Here is an 18,127-nt window from a genome sequence, read left to right on the forward strand (position 1 = left end):
ATCCTGGACCGGTCTTCACAGGCACGCCTTGATGACGATGATCGCCTACGCCTTCTTGCAATATCGCCGCCTCGCTCAGGCGGGACGGAAAAAAAGAGTCCCCGGCCCCCCACCTCAACCCAGCCTGCCAGCAGTCCGACAAGCCATTCTTGATAATCTGGATCGACCACCGATCCTACTCTGCCCGAATTGCCGATGTTTGTTGTCTGGCACCGAAATCACTTTTCTGCCAAAGTAGTGTTAGCGAAGCTTCCTTGAGAGCCCGTGCCATATCGTCTGCCCAAAGCCGCCGAATATCTGTCGAATATTTACCGGCGTACGGTAGTGGGCCATGAAGCAGCAGCTAAATCGAATTGTGCCCTCGACGAACGGCACGGCCTCGCTGAGAAATCATCCGGTCCCTACTTCAAGCCAAAACCAAGCGCACGCAAAGCCGCCTTCAACCTGTCACGCCCGTTCAGCGCGGCCGCCGATGCCCCCCGCGCCAGCACAAGGGCGCGCCAGCCCACCGGGTCCTGACCCTGCTCTTCCTGAAACGCGCGTGCGTCGCGGTCATACTCGGCAATCGCCACGCTTTGTCCGGCCAGATCATAGGCCTCGCGGTGCAAAACCACCGATTGCGGCAGGCGCGGCTTGACCGCGGCAGGGCGGGTGGCATCGCTCCACCCCACCACCAGTCCGAACACCACGGCCGCGCGCGGCGGCAGACCGGCCAGTTTGGCCACTTCCTCGGGATGATTGCGCAGCGCGCCGATATAGACCGTGCCCAGCCCAAGCGATTCCGCCGCAATCACCGCATTTTGCGCGGCCAGCGCGGCATCCACCGCCGCCACGGTAAAGCTCTCCAGATATTCGAACCCTTCCTTGGGCGCCCCCACCTCATCGGCCACCAGCCCTGCCCGTGCCAGATCGGCCACGAACAGCAGGATCAACGGAGCATGTTCGATATGCTTCTGCCCGCCCGCCAGCCGGGCCAGTTCCTTGCGCTTTTCCTCATCCTCAATCGCCACCACGCTCCACAATTGCAGGTTGGACGAGGTGGCCGCGCTCTGGGCCGCAGCAACCAGCGTCGGCACCAGATCGGGCGAGAGCGGATCGGGGCGAAACCCACGCACTGTGCGATGATCGAGCAGACGGGCGATCGTGTCATTCCACAGGATGCGTTCGGGCGCGGCGGAACGATAGCGGCGGGTCAGCGCCGCATTGGCGGCCAGCGAAACGGGGTCTTCAAGCGCCATGGCGCATCTCCTGAAATGGAACCTCAACGCCATGGGATAGCGCCCGGCGCCTCGCCCGTCTTATGATGCCGACCTGCGTTCCTATTGAGATTTCTGTGGTCATCCCGCCTGTCGGCCAATCGCGCGGACACTTCTCATAAACCTATCAGCAGCTCTCGTTTTTATCGCGCCCCGCCCGGCCCTTATCCTTGGCGCCACACAGCAATCGCGAAAGAACCACCTATGAGCCAGACCCGCCAACTTCATTTGGGCGCCATTCTCGAAGGCGTCGGCACCGATCAGAACAGTTGGCGCGATCCGGCTCTGCCCTCGGACGCCAGCATCAATATCGACTGGTATATCGAGAATGCGAAGAAGGCTGAGGCTTCGCTCTTCGACCTCGTGTTCATCGTAGACAGCCCCTATATCACCCCCGACACCGCGCCCCATTTCCTCAACCGGCTCGAACCGCTCACGCTGCTCTCGGCGCTGGCCACGCATACCAGCCGGATCGGTCTGGTCGGCACGCTGACCACATCCTATTGGGAGCCCTATAATGTCGCGCGCCAGTTCGGCAGCCTCGACCATATCAGCCGGGGCCGCGCGGGGTGGAATGTGGTCACCACCGGGCTTGAGGGCGCGGCGCGCAATTACGGGCGCGAAGACCATTTCGACCATAGCGAACGCTATGACCGCGCTCTGGAATTCGTCCGCGTGGTGCAGGGCTTGTGGGACAGCTATGAGGACGATGCCTTCGTGCGCGACAAGGCGGCGGGCGTTTTCCTCGACAAGGCCAAGCTGCACAAGCTGAACCATAAGGGCAAATTCTTCCGCGTCGATGGCCCCCTCGCCCTCCAGCGCAGCACTCAGGGCCAGCCGGTGATCTTTCAGGCGGGCGACAGCGATGCGGGGCGCAACCTTGGCGCCCAAATCGCGGACGGCGCCTTTGCCGCCGCGCAGGACTTCGAGGCGGGCCGGCAATATTACGCAGACCTCAAATCCCGCGCCGCCGCGCTGGGCCGCAATCCCGATCATATTGTGGTCCTGCCCGGCCTCTTCCCCACTTTGGCCGATACCGATGAAGAGGCCCAGCGCCTTCACGCCACGCAGGAAGAAGCCCTCAGCCTCGACAAGCTGCTGGTGCAACTGGGCCGTGCCTTCAATTATCACGATTTCCGCCAGTATGACCCCGATGCCCCCTTCCCCGATCTGACCGGCGTCACGCTCAACAGTTACAAGGGCCATGCCGAAAAGATCATCCGCGTGGCGCGCGAAAAGGGCTATACGCTGCGTGAGGCGGCATGGCACCTTGGCCGCTGGAAATCGCCCTTCATCGGCGGGCCGGAAACCGTGGCCGACGAGATCGAGCGCTGGTTCACCGGCCGCGCTGCCGACGGGTTCAACCTGCGCGTCACCAACCCGCGCGATTTCCAGATCTTCCGCGAGCGCGTGGTCCCGATCCTGCAAAAGCGTGGCCTGTTCCGCACCCGCTATGAGGCGGACACTTTGCGCGGCCATCTGGGCATTCCGGTGCCCGAAAACCGCAACGCCGCCCCTCTGGCCGAGGCGGCGGAGTGAGCATCGGGGTGACGCTGCAACTGGAAACCGATGTCCTGATTATCGGCGGGGGCATGGCGGCGGGATGGGCCGCCATTGCCGCCGCGCAGGGCGGCGCGCGCGTCATCATCGCCGACAAGGGCTATATGGGCACCAGCGGCGTCACCGCGATGGGCGGCCCCAACCACTGGTGGATCGGCCCGGACAAGGCGCGACGCGAAGAGGCCATCGCCCGCCAGAGCGAGAAGGCGCAGGGGCTGGGCGATCCGGAATGGATGGCGCGCATTCTGGACCTTACATGGCGCACTCTGCCCAGCCTTGCGCCGCACTATCCCTTTGGCAGCGACGGGGCGGGCGGCACTTATTATTCGGGCGTGAGAGGGTCGGAATATATGCGCGCCATGCGCCTGGCTGCTCTGGAGGCTGGCGTGACGGTGCTTGACCATCACCCCGCGCTCGAATTGCTGCGCGATGATGAAGGCCGGGTCGCCGGTGCGCGCGGCCATGCCCTGCGCGCGCGGCAGGATTGGGAAATCCGCAGCCATGCCACCATTCTGGCCACCGGCGGAAATGCCTTCCGCTCCGGCCTGATCGGCAGCCATACCAACACCGGCGATGGCCAATTGATGGCCGCCGAGGCGGGCGTGGCCCTGTCAGGCATGGAGTTTGGCCCAAGCTGGTCGATCTCGCCAGCATGGGCCTCGACCCGCACGTTGCCCTATACGGGCGCGGTCTATTACGACGCCGATGGGCGCGAACTGGACATTCCGCCCAGTCGCGCGGCAGGCCATGCGCATCATCGCGCGCTGGGCCATGCGATGCTGGCAGGGCCGGTGATGGCCGATCTGTCCCATGCGCCCGAAGCCCTGCGTCCGATCCTGCGCCATATCCAGCCCTTTACCCCCGCTCCCTTTGAGCGGCGCGGGATTGATCTGTTTCGCGATCGCTTCCCGGTCAAATTGTTTGGCGAGGGCACGATCCGGGGCACGGGCGGCCTTGATCTGGCCGACGACGAATGCCGCACCAGCGCGCCGGGCCTGTTCGCCATTGGCGATGCGGCCACGCGCGAACTCGTCGCGGGCGCGAGCAGCGGCGGCGGCGCGGTCAATTCGGCTTGGGCGCTTTCCTCTGGCCGGATTGCAGGCACGGCGGCGGCGCGCGAAAGTTTGGCGCGCAAAGGCGCCTCGGCCCCCGTCCATGGGCTTGGCCGTATCGCCATCGCGCCGCATCAGGCTGATCGCGCCATCGATGCCGCCGCCATCCACCGCGCCGTCGATCATGAAATCCACGGCTATGCCCATGTCTTTACGCGCGATGAGGCCAGCTATGCCGCCTCAGGCGAAAGGCTGGCGGCCATCTGGGGCGAATTGTCCGCCCATGGCCGCGCCAGAGGCGCAGCGCTGGTTTCCTTGCGCGAAACCGCCGCTCTGGTGGCCGGGGCGCGATGGACCATCGCGGCGGCGCGCGGGCGCAAGGAAAGCCGGGGCCTGCACCAACGCGCTGATCACCCCGAAGCCACCGGGCCGACCCATCGCCAATTGGTAAGCGGGCTGGACACGATCCGCATCAACACACAACAGGCCGAATTCGCATGATTGCCCAGATCCTTGCCGACAAATGCAACAATTGCGCCCAATGCGTGAATGTATGCCCCACCTTTGTGCTGGATGATGGTCCGCACGTGCCCGTGGTCGCGCGCCTTGATGCCTGCCAGACCTGCTATATGTGCGAGCTCTATTGCGATCAGGACGCGATCTATGTCGCACCCGATCAGTTTGCGGTCGAACCTGGTGCCGATCCGCTGCCCCATCTGGGCGTAATCCGCCGCGATCATGGCTGGGACCGGCCCGGCGAGGCGGGCCATCTGGATGAATATCGCAAACTTGGCCCCCTGCTGGGCGCGGGGGTGGAAATCGCCGCGAGGCGGTATCAGGCGCAGCGCAGGAGCGTCTGACGGCGTTTGTGGAGACGCCAATGCCCGGCGTCTCCACAAACTTCCTATGCTTTGGGCAATTGCGATGTCAGCACATAGCCGTCCACCACGGGCCGCTTGGCCTCCAGCGCCCCGGCGCGCACGAAAGTGTCCAGAATACCCTGTTGCCGCGCCACCAGTTCGGGCGTGACCGGGCCATCCACCACCAGCGAACGCTCCGCCGTTTCCTGAGCAATCGGCAAAGGCAGGCCGGTTTCCTTGGCCAGCACTTTGGCATAGTCGGCCACATGGGCCTTGCGCCATTCCATCGCGCGCGCCTCGCGGGCCAGAAAATCGACGAGCAGGTCAGGCTTGTCGCGCAGCACATTTTCATGGACCACGTCGAAAGAGCAGGCGTCGAACAGATCGCTGCCATCGGCCAGAATGCGGTCGCCCGCAGCCTGTCCGGTGGGCACATAGGGGCCCCATGTGCTCCACGCATCCACCGCGCCCGAGCGCAAGGCCGCAGCCGCATCCGATGGCGTCATGAAGATCAACTCGGCCTCGCCCGGCTTAATCCCGGCATTCTCAAACACTTTGAGCGCGAGGAAATGGCCGATGCTGCCCCGCCCCGTCACGATCTTGCGCCCTTTGAGATCCGCCGGTTTCCGCACCGGCGATGCCCCCGGCACCAAAATCGAGAGAATGCCTGCCGGGCGCGGATGCGAAACCCGCGCGGCCACGGCCTTCAAGGGCTTGCCGGTCTGATAGGCAAAGAGGAAAGGCGCGTCACCAATCAGCCCGATGTCGACCGCATCCGACCCCAAGGCCTCCAGCAAATGCTGGGCGGCGGGAAATTCGGACCATTCAACGCGATAGGGCGCGCCATCCAGCACGCCTGAGGCCAGCACCAGCGCCTTGGTCCCGCCCTTTTGCGAGCCGACGCGCAGCACCTTCTTGCCTTCTCCGCGACAACCGGCGAGCGCCAAAGCGCCCGCCCCCAATCCCAGCGCGGCCAGAGCGCCGCGCCGGTTCCACAAAGACGTTTCGATCATGCCGCGCTGCGCTCCGATCGCGCGGCGGTATAGCGGTTGACCGGCTTGTCCAGCCCCAACCCTTCGCGGAAGGTGGTGCCGGTGTAGTCGGTCTTATAGATCCCGCGCTCCTGCAGGATCGGCACGACCTGATCGACGAAGACGTCCAATTGGCCGGGCAGGGATTCAAACAGGTTGAACCCGTCCGAGGCGCGCGTTTCCAGCCATTGCTGGAAACGATCCGCGATCTGTTCGGGCGTGCCGGTAAACTGGCTGCGCGGGGTGGCGGCGCGCAGGGCGATCTGGCGCAGGGTCAGGCCTTGCTTGGCCAGCTCCAGAATGCGCTCGGAAGCCGACTGGTTCGATTTATAGCCCTCGACCGCCACCTCGACCGGGAAAGCGCCATCGGGATCATAGACGCTGAAATTATGGTCGTTGAATGAGCGGCCCAGTGCGCGCAGGGCGTTTTCGAGGCTGACCAGACCAGCCAGTTCCTGATGCAGGCGCTGGGCTTCTTCTTCGGTGCTGCCCACGATCACGCGGGCGCCCGGCACGATGAAGAGCTGATCGGGATCGCGGCCAAAGCCGCGCGCTCGCGCCTTGACGTCGGCGTAAAAGCTCTGGGCTTCCTCGATATTTTCCTGATGGGTGAAAATCGCCTCGGCCGATTTGGCGGCGAAATTGCGCCCGTCCTCCGAGGATCCGGCCTGAAAGATCACCGGCTGTCCCTGCGGGCTGCGCGAGATATTGAGCGGGCCTTTGACCGAGAGGAACTCGCCCTTGTGATTCAGCTCATGCAGCTTGTCGGGATCGAGGAACTGGCCGCTCTCCTTGTCGCGCACCAGCGCATCATCTTCCCAGCTATCCCACAGGCCCTTGACCACATCGAGATATTCCGCCGCCAGACGATAGCGCGTGTCATGGGCCAGATGCTCGGCCTTGCCGTAATTGGCGGCACTGCCCTCCAGCCACGAGGTGACGACATTCCAGCCCGCACGCCCGCCGCTGATATGATCGAGGCTGGCGAACTGGCGCGCCAGATTGAAGGCCTCGGTATAGGTCACGGTCGCCGTGCCGACCAGACCGATATGCTCGGTCACCACCGCCATAGCCGACAGGATGGTCAGCGGTTCAAAGCGGTTGAGATAATGGGGCGAGGAACGGGCGTTGATCGAAACGCTGTCGGCCACGAACAGGTAGTCGAACTTGCCGCGCTCGGCCAATTGCGCCTGACGCTTGTAGAAGGACAGGCTGGTGGAGGCATCGACCTGCGCATCGGGGTGGCGCCAGTCGTCCCAGCCGGGGCCGACGCCGTGAAGGATGAAACCAAGGCGGAGTTGACGTTTGGACATAGAAGTATCCTTTACGGGAATGCGGGGGATTGAGTTCAGCCTGCCAGCGCAGCGGTTTGGCCCACGCGCTGTGCGACCTTGGCGCGCACCAGCGGCAGCAATTCGCGGCCATAGAGCAGCGCATCATCGAGCGGTTCAAAGCCGCGGATCAGGAAATGATCGATGCCGATGTCGAAATAGTCGAGCATGGCGTTGGCCACCTGTTCGGGCGTGCCGACAAGGCCGGTCGAATTGCCCTGCGCGCCGGTCAGCGCGGCAACGCCGGTCCACAACCGGCCATCGCGGCGGTGGCCCTGCGCGGTCTGCAACAGGCGCAGCGAGCCTTCATTGGGCGGGCGGTGGCCGGTGGTGGGCAGACCTGCGGCCTCGCGATGGGCGCGGACCTGATCCTCGATTTCGGCAGCGCGCTTCCATGCGGCCTCTTCGGTATCGGCAATCACCGGGCGCAGCGAGAGCGAGAAGCCGGGGCGGCGACCATGCTTTGCCGCCGCATGACGCACCGCCAGCACATTCTCGCGCACCTGTTCCAGCGTTTCGCCCCACAGCGCATAGACGTCGGCATGACGCCCCGCCACCTCGATGGCTTCCGGCGAGGAGCCGCCGAAAAAGACCGGCAGATTGTCAGGCTTGATTGAGGAGAAAGCCCCGCGCGCCTCGTAAAACCGGCCCTTGTGGTCGAAGGGCTGAGCCTCGGTCCATTCACGGCGCAGGATGTCGATATATTCGTCGCTGCGCGCATAGCGCTCGGACTTGACCGTGTTCACATCGCCATCGCGGGCCATTTCCGCGTCCGCCCCGCCTGTGATGATATGCACCGCGATGCGCCCGCCCGACAATTGATCCAGCGTGGCCAATTGCCGCGCGGCCAACGTGGGCTGGGTAAAACCGGGACGATGGGCAACGAGGAAGCCGAGCTTGCTGGTGATCGCGGCGGCATGGGCGGCCACAATCTGGCTCTCCGGGCTGTTCGATCCGAAGGGGATCAGTACGCGGTCAAAGCCGACTTCTTCCTGCCCCCGCGCAGCGGCGTCGACATAGGCGCGGTCCAGGGCGCGGCTCTGCAAGGGCCCGTGGATTTCCGAGGCATTGTTAAAGCCGATATAGCCGATGAACTTAACGGCATCAGTGGGGTTTTCGGACATGGATGGTCTCCGCAAATTTAAATGACGTAAAAGCCGTGGGTGCCGTCGCGCTCCAATTGGGCGACAAGGCCGTATTCCCAGTCGAGATAGGCCTGCATGGCGGCAGCCGCGTTGTCGGTGCCTTCATAGGGACGCTTGTAGCGCCCCTCTTGGCCGCGCGGGGCGGGGGCGGCATCGGGGCCGGTTTCGAGATCGCCCTGCGGGGCGCCGGCCAGCACGTACACTTCCCAGCCCAACTGGGCGAGCCAGCTGGCGGTCATGTCGGCGCGGGGGCCTAGATCATCGGCCAGAACGATGCGCGCAGCCCGGACCGGAGCGAAATGGTCGGTTTCCTGCACCAACTGCCCGCCCTGCGCATTGCGGAAGCCGGGGATATGGCCTGCCGCATAATCCTCGGGCAGGCGCACGTCATATTGGTAAAGTGTGCGCGTTTTGTCGGCGCGCAGATGGTCCAGTTCCTCCGGCGTGATCCGCTTGACGCCCGCGCGATAGGCCACCTCGCGCGCCTTGGCGCGGGCCTCGTCCACCAGCGGCGCATCGGGCAGGGCGGCGCGGCGCTGCTGCCCCGTTTCCAGCCCCTGCCCCGCCAGCGTCCAGCCGATCGTACCATTGCGCAGCGCATAAACCCGGTTGGGCAGGCCCGCGTTGACCAGCGACTGCGCGCCGATGATGCTGCGCGTGCGGCCTGCGCAATTGACGATGATCGTGGTGTCGGGATCGGGCGCGGCGGCGCGCGCGCGCAGAACCAGTTCGGCGCCGGGGCTGGAAATGCCGCCCGGAATGCTCATCGTTGCATATTCATCGAACCGGCGCGCGTCGAGGATCGCAATATCGGCCTTTTCCTCGATCAGCGCCTGCACATCCTGCGCGGGCAACGAGGGCGTATGGCGGCGATGCTCGACCAGCTCGCCAAAGGCCTTGGAGTAGCTGTTCACATCCTCGAACAGCTCGTAACCCGCGCTCTTCCAGCCCGACAGGCCGCCCGCCAGCTTCTCGACTTGGGTAAAGCCCAAAGCGCGCAGATGGACCAGCGCGGCCTCGGTCAGATCCTCGCCATTGTCATAGACGACGATGCGCGTGTCCTTGCGCGGGATGCGCCATTCGGCTTCGGTGTTGATCCGGCGCAGGGGGATCTGCGCGGCAAACAAGGGATGGCCCAGCGCGAAATCGGCCTCTTCGCGCAAGTCGATCAGCGCGATTTCCTCGCGCGCGATCAAGGCCTTGCGGATGTCCTTGGCGGTAACACTCATTTGGATCGGTCCCACAGATTGGGCACCAGCGCATTGGCATAGCCCGAGATGAACAATTTGGCCGCGCCATCGGCGGTAAAGGTCGAGCGGTGGACCGCGCCGATATTGGCACCGTAAACATGGATCGAGATCGATGGGGCATCGGCCAAAGCATTGCGTACCTGATGGATGTCGCCATGGGCCGGGCTAAGGGCCTCCACCTCGCCGGGATCTAACGAGAGCGGAGGCCCCTCCGGGGCCAGCGAGCCATCACTCTGGCGGCGGAAGTTTTGGGATTCCTCGCGCCCGCGCAAAACGCCGACAAGGCCCCAGACGGTGTGATCGTGGATCGGCGTGCCCTGCCCCGGCCCCCAGACGAAGGAGACAACCGAAAAGCGTTCAGCGCTGTCGCAGTGGAGCAGATATTGCTGATAACGCTCGGGCGAAGGCGCGGCGAAGGCATCAGGCAGCCAGTCGTCATGGGCCACCAGATCGCCCAGCAACGCGCCGCCCTTTTCAAGGATTTCAGCCTCGTCCGAGGTACGGTCGAGCAGATCGGCCAGCGCGGTCACGAAATCGCGCAGGCGTCCGGTGTTGACCGGGCGTTCCAGAACCGCCGCGCTCATGCCGATGCCCCTTGCGGGAAAGGCACGATGCTGGCCCCCACATCGACGGCCGACAGAAAGTGTTCAGAGGTGACTTCGCAGCCCAGATGGCCCAGCAGGCGCTGGCGCAACACGCGGCCCACATCGCCGCGTTCGCCGCGTTGGACGGTGATATGCTCCTCGGCCACGATGCGACCTGCGTCGAGCACGAGGATGCGGTCGGCCAGAGCGACGGCCTCGTCCACGTCATGCGTGACCATCAGGATCGCCGGGCGATGCACCCGCCACAATTCCAGCACCAGCGCATGCATCTTGATGCGCGTCAGCGCGTCCAGCGCGGCAAAAGGCTCGTCGAGCAGCAGCAGTTTGGGTTCGCGCACCAGCGCGCGGGCCAGCGCGACGCGCTGCGCCTCACCGCCCGACAGAGTCAGCGGCCATGCGTCGATGCGGTGGCCAAGGCCGACCTCGTTCAAGGCCGCCTCGGCGCGCTCGCGCACCCCCGGCCCTTTCAGCCCCAGCGCGACATTGCGCCACACCTTTTTCCACGGCAGCAGGCGCGCATCCTGAAACACCACCGCGCGGCTGCTGGGGATCAGCACATCCTGCCCCTGAACACTGTCCAGTCCCGCCAGCGTGCGCAGCAAGGTCGTCTTGCCCCCGCCAGAGCGGCCCAGCAGGGCGACAAATTCCCCCGGCGCGATGGACAGGTTCAGCCCGTCGATGACCGTGTTGGCGCCAAAGCTGCGGCTGAAATCGCGCAGCCGGACGACCGGTTCGACAACAGGAAAGGCGGCGGTAAAATTGGTTTCGGCCAGCATGATTTAAGCCTCCGCAAGATTGGGGCGCCAGGCCAGAGCCCGGCGTTCGATCAGCCGCACCAGCCCGTCCGCGCCAAGACCCAGCGCCGCATAGACCAGCAGGCAGACCACGATGATGTCAGTGCGCATGAAGTCGCGGGCATTGTTGACCAGATAGCCAAGCCCGGCAGACGCATTGATCTGTTCGGCGACAACCAGCACCAGGATTGATACCGACAGCGAATAGCGCAGCCCTACCAGCAGCGAGGGCAGCGCGCCGGGCAGGATCACGTGCCAGATCACCTCGGTCTTGCTCAGACCAAAGCTGCGCGCGCCCTCGATCAGGCGCACATCGACCCCGCGAATGCCCGAATAGAGGTTGAGATAGACCGGGAAAATCGAGGCAAAGGCGATCAGCGCCACTTTGGGCGTCTCGCCAATGCCGAACCACACGATGAACAAAGGCGTGAGCGCCAGCGTGGGGATCGTGCGCTTGATCTGCATGATGGGGTCAATGGCCGCCTCGCCCTGGCGCGAAAGCCCCGCGGCCAGCGCCAAAGTGATGCCGATGGACAGGCCGATCACCAGCCCCGCCGCCACGCGCAGAAAGGACACAAACAGATTATCCGGCAATTCCCCGGTGGCCAACATCTCGACCAGAGTACCGATCACCGCCGAGGGCGCGGCCAGCGTGCTCTTGGGAATCAGGCCAAGGCGCGAACCGGCCTCCCAGAGGATGAGAAAGACCACGGGCGAGACCCAATGGCCTGAAAACAAAGAGGCAATGCGCCGGTGAAGCTGGGTGGATTTGGGCATGATAAAGCTCGTCGTGGCGGGGAGGGCTTCACCAGAACCCTAAAACTCTACTCGATCAATTGAGTTATTAGCGCGACGTATAAGCATTGCTCATATGAGACGTTTCCGACGCAAATCATTCTGATTTAATGACTGTTTTTCAATATTTTGAACCCTTTCAGAAGGCGGAATAGATTTGCTTTTGCATGAGTTATCTCTACTATTTTGATTGACAATAAGAGGTCAGGCATAAGATCCCTCAATTCCCCCCGGCGGCCCCGCCCGCCCACCATCTTCCGAGGATGCCCATGCCCGTCAATTTGCCCACAAACCTGCTGCGCAGCTTCGTCGCCATTGTGGACACGGGCTCGATGCTCAACGCCTCGGAAAAGGTGTTCGTCACGCAAAGCGCGCTTTCGCTCCAGATCAAGCGGCTGGAGGAATTGCTGCAACAAAACCTGTTTCACCGCGAAGGCCGCCGCCTTTCGCTGACGCAGGCGGGCGATCTGATGCTCGATTATGCGCGCAAAGTGCTGATCCTGCATGACGAGGCGGTCTCAGCCATCACGGCGGGCCATTTCTCCGGCCCCGCGCGCATCGGCATGGTTCAGGACTTTGCCGAAACGCTGCTCTCGGGCCTGCTGGCGCAGTTTGCCGAACTGCACCCCGATGCCCAGATCTATTCGCGCATCGCCGGCACCGCCGAATTGCTGGCCCAGCTGGAGCGCCGCCAGCTTGACATCGTGCTGGGCTTTGCCGCCGCCAACGATCCCAATGCCATCGCCTATGCCGCGATGGAATGGTATGGCAAATCCGACCTGCTGCGCCAGAACGTGCTGCCGCTGGCCGTGCTGGAGCCGCCCTGCCGTTTCCGCGAAGCGGCGATCCGCACGCTTGAGGATGCGGGCGTGCCCTACCGCATCACGGTCGAAACGCCCAATCTGACCACGCTGCGCGCGGCGGTCGATGCCGGGCTTGGCATCACCTGCCGCACCCATCTGTTCCTCAATGAAGAGCCCCTGCAGATCGAGCATCTGGCCCCCCTGCCCCGCGTTTCCTGCGTGTTGCAGACCGCCGCCAGCCTCGATCCGGCCACCGCGCGCCTCGCGCAACTGGCGCGTGAGATCGTGGTTGCGCTTTGAACGCTTATTATAAATCTTAAACCCTCGCGCCCCGCTTCTCACTGTCCGCAGGCGGGGCGCCGGGACTATCGCTGAACGCCTCGAACCGCAAAAGAGGCAGATCAGCATGGCCCAATCCACCCTTCACCAACTTTATGCCGAGCTTCAGGCCGAACGCGAACGCACCTGGGCGCCCGAGCAGCTTGAACGCAACGCCGGCCAGCGCCGCTCGCTGGTCGCGCGTTTCGATCCCGCCGCCCATCCGCAACCCGGCGATGCGGTGGCGCCTTTCACGCTGGTCGATCAGGATGGCAACACGCTGACCCGCGATGAACTGATCGCTCATGGTCCGGCGGTGCTGGTGTTCTTCCGCTTTGCGGGCTGTCCGGCCTGCAATCTGGCGCTGCCCCATTATAATCGCGCGCTGTGGCCCGCGCTCAAGGCGGCGGGCATCCCGCTGGTCGCGGTCAGCGCGCAAAATCCGGTGGATCGCGGCATCATCGACCGCCATGGCCTGACCTTCCCGGTGGCGGCCGATCCCGATTATGCGCTGGGCCGGGCGCTGGGCATCACCTTCCTGCCCGATGAACAACCCGCGGTGAAGCCGGGCGACAACTGGATCGGCGCGACGCTTGGCACCAACAGCTATGAGATCGACCAGCCTGCCGTGCTGATTCTGAACCGCGATGCCACCTTGCGCCGCCTGATCGTCAGCCCCGACTGGCTGGACCGCCCCGAGAGCGAGGCGATCCTCGAATATCTGCCCGAAACGCGATCCGGAGCATTGGCGGCCAACGCAGCCTGATGGCAAAGGGGGCGCGATCCTACGTCGCGCCCCTTCTTTTCAATTGTAATGCAGCGTTTTGGCCCGCGACAACACATAGGCTGACAAGATTTTGGCATCCGTCGCGCTGATCTTGCCGGCAAAGGCGGGCGAAGAATTGACCCTCCCTTCACGCACGGTTTGGGCCACCGAGGCGCGATCCCGCCCGAACAGCCACGTGCGCGGCCGCGTCAAATCCGCCGCCCCGGTCGCCGGATCGCCCCAGCCCTGCAACGTGTGGCAATCATAGCACCCGCCCTCAACCTCGAACGTCTCTTTGCCCAGCGGGATCTGTTTGGCGTCAAAGGGCTGGCCGGAAAGCTTCAGCACATATTCGGTGACCGCCGCGATCTCATCCGGCTCAAGGCTTTGCCCCACCCCGCGCGCAGGCATCGTGGGCCAGTTCCGCGTTTTGGGATCGGGCGCGCGGATGCCGTGCAGGATCGTCTGCTCGACATCGCTGGCCTTCATGTTGAACGTGTCAATGTCATCGCCGCCAAACAGCCAGCGATCATCGGTCAGATCGGGCACATGCGCCCCTGGCGCCCCTTTCAGATCCGCGCCATGACAGGACGCGCAATGCCGGGCAAACAGAGGCGGGGCCAGCCTGATCGCCTCGGCGCGCAGCTTCGGATTATCCCAGATCGCATTGGCCGAGGCCGCCTCCAGCGCTCCGCTGGGCCGATCCGCACTGCAGGCGGCCAAAGCCGCAAGGCCGGCGAGGGCAAGCATGGATCGGGCATGGTGCATCATCGCATATTCTTTCATCACTTTGGAAAATTTGCCCCGAACGCTAGGGCGCAGGACCGGCGCGTCCACCAAGTTTTCCTCATTAGCTTCGATGAAAATCTGAATTCACCTTGGGCGCGGGATCGTTAAAGCGATATTCTCAATTATTGTGATAGAGTTTAGGCCCGCCCATGCTCCCTCTTCTTTCCACGCTGCTGTCCGCGACCTTGGCCGCCGCCCCGCCGCCCGAACCGGTCAACCCGGCCCCCACCCGCACTTCTCTGGCCGCGATTGCCGACCAGCCCGATCTGTCGGGCGTGTGGACGCCGGGTCCGCTGGACAAATATGCGCCGGGCAACAGCACCGAGCCGAAGTGGCGAGCCGAAATCGCCCCCATCTATGCCCGCCTCAAACAGCTCGACGCCGATGGCAAGCCCCAGAATATCTGGGTCAACTGCCTGCCCGAGGGCCTGCCCTCAAGCTGGACCCAGACGCTCAACTCGGTCGAATTCCTGCAAACGCCGGGCCGCATCACCATTCTGGGCGAGCTGGACGGCAACCGCCTGCGCCGCGTGTGGACCGATGGCCGCCCCCATCCCGCCGATCCTGACCCCACCTTTTCGGGCCATTCGATCGGCCATTGGGAAGGGCAGACGCTGGTGATCGACACGGTGGGATTTCTGCCGCAGGTGTTCATTTCTACCGGGCAAGGCGTTGGCATACCCAACAATGGCGACATGCATGTGGTCGAGCGCATCACGCTGACCGGGCCGGATACGGCGCGGGTCGATCTGGTGGTCGATGCGCCCCATGTGCTGGCCCAGCCTTGGCACGCCACCCGCCTGCTCAACCGCCATCGTGAGCGCAAATTCGATCTGGTCGAAAGCTCGTGCCGCCAGGGCGATTTTATCGAAAGCACCGACAAGGACGGCCTCGCCATCTTTGCCCCGCTGCCCAAGGACGAAGGCGGGGCCACCCTGCCGCCCGATCAGGCCGGCCCGCTGGTGGCGTCAAATCCGGCGGCCCCCAAGGAGAAGAAATGATGAGTTCTCGCCGCCTTCTGGGCTGCATCGCCGCGCTTGGCCTTGCGCTAGGCACGGGCTTGACCCCGGCCATCGCCCATCACAGTTTTTCGATGTTCGATCCTTCCAAGCCGATACAATTCGAGGCCACCGTCCAGACATTCCAATGGACTGCACCCCATGCCGTGCTGTGGGTTCAGGCCGGACAGGTGGGCGCCTATGCGCCGGGCCTGTGGTCGCTCGAATTGCCCACCAGTCCGGCCAATCTGGCCAAGATGGGCTGGAGCCGCAATGTGGTGAAGCCGGGAGACAAGGTGATCGTTTCGATCAACCCGATCCGCGATGGACGCCGCGCGGGCCAGTTCAAAAAGCTGACCATCGCCGCCACGGGACAGGTGCTTGAAGCGCTCAACATCCCCGGCGCGTCACAGCAGCCGCCCAAATGATCCGCGCGCCCTTCTTTGCGCTGGCGCTGACGCTGAGCCCGCCCGCTTTGGCCGCTCCGGCCGATGATCCGATCACGCCCGCCCCCACGATCAAGGACTGGCTGGAGCTGGCCCATCGCCCGGACTGGAGCGGTTCCTGGTTCCCCGTGATCTCGGATCAGTTCGCGCAGGTGAACACCAATCCGCCGCCTTGGAAGCCCGAGGTGCAAAAGCAGATCGACCATTGGGATGCCGAGGAAAAGGCGGGCCGCCCGCGCGGCCTGCTGCTCGATTGCCTGCCGCATGGCGTGCCGACCTTCTATCTCATCACCCATAATTCCATCGAGATCCTGTCCACACCGGGCCGCGTGACCATTCTGGGCGAGAGCGACGGCAACCGTCTGGTGCGGATCTGGACCGACGGGCGCAAGGCCCCGGCCGATCCTGACCCCAGTTTCCACGGCTATAATATCGGCGTCTGGCAAGGCGATACGCTGGCGGTCTCTACCACCGCGATCCTGCCGCAAACGTGGCTGGCCGTGTCCGAAGCGGTGGGCATCGCCATTGGCGAGGGCGCGCATGTCGACCAGAAATTCCACCTGATCGGCCCGGATACGCTGGCGGTCGATCTGACCATCACCGCGCCCGCCGTGTTGACGCGGCCATGGCAGACCCGCCGCCTGTTCACCCGCAAGCGCGCACGCAGCTATGAGATCGTCGAGGGCGTGTGCCGTCAGGGCGATTTTGAGGAAACCACCGACCAATGGGGCAATCCGGCATGGCGCCCGGTGGCGCAATCGGCCGATGGCAACGTGCTGGCCGCCCCGGCGAAATAAGGAGCAATGGCGATGTTGAAGAAGATCCTCTCCGCAGGCGCGCTGGCCGCCACACTGGCCTTATCGGCCCCCTCGCTGGCGCATCACAGCTTTGCCATGTTCGACCAGACCAAGGTGATCAATCTGCGCGGCACGATCAGCAGCTATCGCTGGGTCAACCCGCATGTCTCGCTGTTTGTCGAAGTGCAGGATGGACCGGTCAAGCATGGCGTCTGGGCGGTGGAACTGACCAGTCCGGGCAATCTGACCCGGCTGGGCTGGAGCCGCCAGTCGCTGAAAGTGGGCGACAAGGTGGACATCGAGGTCAACCCGCTGCGCGATGGCGCGTTGGGCGGAGGTTTTCGCAAGGCGACGATCCTGTCCACCGGGCAGGTGCTTCAGGCGCGGCTGGTCGAAATCGAGAAGCCGGGGGGCTGAAACCACGCGATCCCTCACGCGGCGCGGTTCTTCTCTTTCCCGCGCCGCGTCCCGCTTGGGGCGGATGCCACACCGGCATCCGCCCCTTTTTTGCGTCACAGCGTGTAGCCGATCCAGCGCCCGGCAATTACAATGCCCAGCCACAGGCTCAGCGAAATCGCGCCCGAAATACGCGGGATCACCGAGCCCGGCTCGGCCAGTTTGCGCTGGGCAAACAGATGGAACACCAGCGCATTGATCCCGGCCAGCGCCAGCAGGCTGAATTTGGCGGCGAACCAGAAGTTTTCCGAATAGCCGATCGGATTGGCGAAAAGCAGCACGCTGCCGCTGGCCAGAGCAAAGCCGAAGCCGACCAGCGTGAAGGGCACCAGCCGTTCGAGCACCTCCTGCGCGCTCCCGCGCGCCGGGCCAACCCCGATCAGCCGCAGATCGACCAGCGCGATCGAGCCGATCACCAGCGTCAGCGCCGCGACATGCAGCGCCTCGACCGTGCCGAACAGCCAGTTTGAATCCGCCAGTTCCAAAGCCAGCGGCGTTTCCGAAAGCCACAGGGCCACAGATTGAAGAGACATCAGGATAACCTTTCGAAAACAGATGGTTCAGGCAGGCGCCCCGGCCCAGGCATCGGCATAGGCTATCCAGCGGCCCGCATAGATCACCGCCAGCCAGACCAGCAGCGAAGCCACCGCCAGCACGCGTTGCGCTGGCGCAACCGCCACGCCGCCCGTGTTGTACCGCAGCGCCAGCGGCCCCTGCGCCCAAGTGCCGACCGACGCCGCCGTGACCAGCGCCAGCTTGACCCAAAAGACGGTGCGGAACATCGCGCGGGTCGGCTCGCTGGCGATCAGCAGCAGGCCGGTGATGGCCAGCACGCCCAACGCGCCCCACAGGATCGGCAGGAAGCGAGCCGCCACCTGCTCCTGCGCAACATCGCGCTCCAATACATTCAGCGCGCGCAAATGGATATGCAGCGAGGCGATCAGCACCCCCGCCACGGCCAGAATATGCACCACCTGAATGGCCGGAACCAGCCAGTCGTGGCCGATGACCAACGCCGAGAGCGACGTCGTGCCCAACCATGCAGCGAAATCGACGAGAAGTGTCATGAAAAGAC

At 64.3% G+C, this 18,127-nt stretch carries 20 protein-coding genes and 1 pseudogene; 10 read left to right on the plus strand and 11 right to left on the minus strand.

Annotated elements, in window-relative coordinates:
• Nucleotides 1-238, plus strand: a pseudogene (locus tag FHW96_RS26710) (hypothetical protein); the annotation flags it as partial.
• A 163-nt stretch (nucleotides 239-401) separates the two neighbouring features.
• Here the strand turns inward: FHW96_RS26710 and FHW96_RS09265 are convergent.
• Nucleotides 402-1,238 carry a nitroreductase family protein gene (locus FHW96_RS09265; protein ID WP_172340283.1) on the minus strand — a complete coding sequence of 279 codons (837 nt, stop codon included), beginning with the start codon at nucleotides 1,236-1,238 and terminating at the stop codon, nucleotides 402-404.
• Between the two features lie 222 nt (nucleotides 1,239-1,460).
• On the opposite strand from FHW96_RS09265, the gene FHW96_RS09270 reads away from it, so the two are divergent.
• The 3 genes from FHW96_RS09270 to FHW96_RS09280 are packed head-to-tail and all read left to right on the plus strand — an operon-like array spanning nucleotide 1,461 to nucleotide 4,728.
• Nucleotides 1,461-2,795, plus strand: coding sequence for an LLM class flavin-dependent oxidoreductase (locus FHW96_RS09270; RefSeq protein WP_172340284.1), 1,335 nt, complete (start codon nucleotides 1,461-1,463; stop codon nucleotides 2,793-2,795).
• Nucleotides 2,792-4,369, plus strand: coding sequence for an FAD-binding protein (locus FHW96_RS09275; RefSeq protein ID WP_371815679.1), 1,578 nt, complete (start codon nucleotides 2,792-2,794; stop codon nucleotides 4,367-4,369). Before FHW96_RS09270 ends, FHW96_RS09275 begins: the two co-directional genes overlap by 4 nt.
• A complete protein-coding gene (locus FHW96_RS09280) occupies nucleotides 4,366-4,728 on the plus strand; it encodes a ferredoxin family protein (protein ID WP_172340285.1) in 363 nt (120 codons plus the stop codon). The genes FHW96_RS09275 and FHW96_RS09280 overlap by 4 nt, the downstream gene beginning before the upstream one ends.
• Before the next feature lie 44 nt (nucleotides 4,729-4,772).
• On the opposite strand, the gene FHW96_RS09285 is transcribed toward FHW96_RS09280, so the two are convergent.
• From FHW96_RS09285 to FHW96_RS09315, 7 genes are read right to left on the minus strand one after another with little or no spacing between them, the layout of a single operon-like run.
• Nucleotides 4,773-5,741, minus strand: a complete 969-nt coding sequence (locus FHW96_RS09285) for an ABC transporter substrate-binding protein (RefSeq protein ID WP_172340286.1) — start codon at nucleotides 5,739-5,741, stop codon at nucleotides 4,773-4,775.
• Nucleotides 5,738-7,072, minus strand: a complete 1,335-nt coding sequence (locus FHW96_RS09290; protein ID WP_172340287.1) for an LLM class flavin-dependent oxidoreductase — start codon at nucleotides 7,070-7,072, stop codon at nucleotides 5,738-5,740. The genes FHW96_RS09285 and FHW96_RS09290 overlap by 4 nt, the downstream gene beginning before the upstream one ends.
• Nucleotides 7,073-7,107: 35 nt before the next feature.
• Complete coding sequence (locus tag FHW96_RS09295; RefSeq protein ID WP_172340288.1) at nucleotides 7,108-8,214, minus strand: LLM class flavin-dependent oxidoreductase; 1,107 nt, start codon at nucleotides 8,212-8,214, stop codon at nucleotides 7,108-7,110.
• A gap of 17 nt (nucleotides 8,215-8,231) precedes the next feature.
• On the minus strand, nucleotides 8,232-9,464 hold the full coding sequence (locus tag FHW96_RS09300) for a rhodanese-like domain-containing protein (RefSeq protein WP_172340289.1): 1,233 nt from the start codon (nucleotides 9,462-9,464) through the stop codon (nucleotides 8,232-8,234).
• Nucleotides 9,461-10,069 (minus strand): cysteine dioxygenase, encoded by a 609-nt coding sequence (locus tag FHW96_RS09305; protein WP_172340290.1) that lies wholly within the window; start codon nucleotides 10,067-10,069, stop codon nucleotides 9,461-9,463. The genes FHW96_RS09300 and FHW96_RS09305 overlap by 4 nt, the downstream gene beginning before the upstream one ends.
• The gene (locus FHW96_RS09310) at nucleotides 10,066-10,866 is read right to left on the minus strand and encodes an ABC transporter ATP-binding protein (RefSeq protein ID WP_172340291.1); all 801 of its coding nucleotides are present in this window, start codon (nucleotides 10,864-10,866) and stop codon (nucleotides 10,066-10,068) included. Before FHW96_RS09310 ends, FHW96_RS09305 begins: the two co-directional genes overlap by 4 nt.
• Nucleotides 10,867-10,869: 3 nt before the next feature.
• The gene (locus tag FHW96_RS09315; protein WP_172340292.1) at nucleotides 10,870-11,661 is read right to left on the minus strand and encodes an ABC transporter permease; all 792 of its coding nucleotides are present in this window, start codon (nucleotides 11,659-11,661) and stop codon (nucleotides 10,870-10,872) included.
• Nucleotides 11,662-11,948: 287 nt separating this feature from the next.
• On the opposite strand from FHW96_RS09315, the gene FHW96_RS09320 reads away from it, so the two are divergent.
• Nucleotides 11,949-12,782 carry a LysR substrate-binding domain-containing protein gene (locus FHW96_RS09320; protein ID WP_172340293.1) on the plus strand — a complete coding sequence of 278 codons (834 nt, stop codon included), beginning with the start codon at nucleotides 11,949-11,951 and terminating at the stop codon, nucleotides 12,780-12,782.
• Between the two features lie 106 nt (nucleotides 12,783-12,888).
• Nucleotides 12,889-13,566: a peroxiredoxin-like family protein gene (locus FHW96_RS09325; RefSeq protein ID WP_172340294.1), complete on the plus strand. Its 678-nt coding sequence runs from the start codon at nucleotides 12,889-12,891 to the stop codon at nucleotides 13,564-13,566.
• Between the two features lie 39 nt (nucleotides 13,567-13,605).
• Here FHW96_RS09325 and FHW96_RS09330 read toward each other — a convergent pair whose 3' ends face one another.
• Nucleotides 13,606-14,316 carry a c-type cytochrome gene (locus FHW96_RS09330; protein ID WP_172340295.1) on the minus strand — a complete coding sequence of 237 codons (711 nt, stop codon included), beginning with the start codon at nucleotides 14,314-14,316 and terminating at the stop codon, nucleotides 13,606-13,608.
• Between the two features lie 188 nt (nucleotides 14,317-14,504).
• Between FHW96_RS09330 and FHW96_RS09335 the strand changes: the two genes are divergently transcribed.
• Genes FHW96_RS09335 through FHW96_RS09350 form a run of 4 tightly spaced genes read left to right on the plus strand, consistent with a single transcriptional unit; the run spans nucleotide 14,505 to nucleotide 17,013 of the window.
• Nucleotides 14,505-15,356: a hypothetical protein gene (locus FHW96_RS09335; protein ID WP_172340296.1), complete on the plus strand. Its 852-nt coding sequence runs from the start codon at nucleotides 14,505-14,507 to the stop codon at nucleotides 15,354-15,356.
• Nucleotides 15,353-15,781, plus strand: coding sequence for a DUF6152 family protein (locus FHW96_RS09340; protein ID WP_172340297.1), 429 nt, complete (start codon nucleotides 15,353-15,355; stop codon nucleotides 15,779-15,781). Before FHW96_RS09335 ends, FHW96_RS09340 begins: the two co-directional genes overlap by 4 nt.
• On the plus strand, nucleotides 15,778-16,596 hold the full coding sequence (locus tag FHW96_RS09345; protein WP_172340298.1) for a hypothetical protein: 819 nt from the start codon (nucleotides 15,778-15,780) through the stop codon (nucleotides 16,594-16,596). Before FHW96_RS09340 ends, FHW96_RS09345 begins: the two co-directional genes overlap by 4 nt.
• 12 nt (nucleotides 16,597-16,608) lie before the next feature.
• Complete coding sequence (locus FHW96_RS09350) at nucleotides 16,609-17,013, plus strand: DUF6152 family protein (RefSeq protein ID WP_172340299.1); 405 nt, start codon at nucleotides 16,609-16,611, stop codon at nucleotides 17,011-17,013.
• 95 nt (nucleotides 17,014-17,108) lie between these two features.
• Here the strand turns inward: FHW96_RS09350 and FHW96_RS09355 are convergent, their stop codons facing one another.
• Nucleotides 17,109-17,585: a hypothetical protein gene (locus tag FHW96_RS09355; RefSeq protein ID WP_172340300.1), complete on the minus strand. Its 477-nt coding sequence runs from the start codon at nucleotides 17,583-17,585 to the stop codon at nucleotides 17,109-17,111.
• A gap of 27 nt (nucleotides 17,586-17,612) precedes the next feature.
• Nucleotides 17,613-18,119, minus strand: coding sequence for a DUF6644 family protein (locus tag FHW96_RS09360; protein ID WP_172340301.1), 507 nt, complete (start codon nucleotides 18,117-18,119; stop codon nucleotides 17,613-17,615).
• Between the last annotated feature and the right edge of the window lie 8 nt (nucleotides 18,120-18,127).

The organism is Novosphingobium sp. SG751A (assembly GCF_013149295.1).
In the GTDB taxonomy this organism is placed as follows: Bacteria; Pseudomonadota; Alphaproteobacteria; order Sphingomonadales; family Sphingomonadaceae; genus Novosphingobium.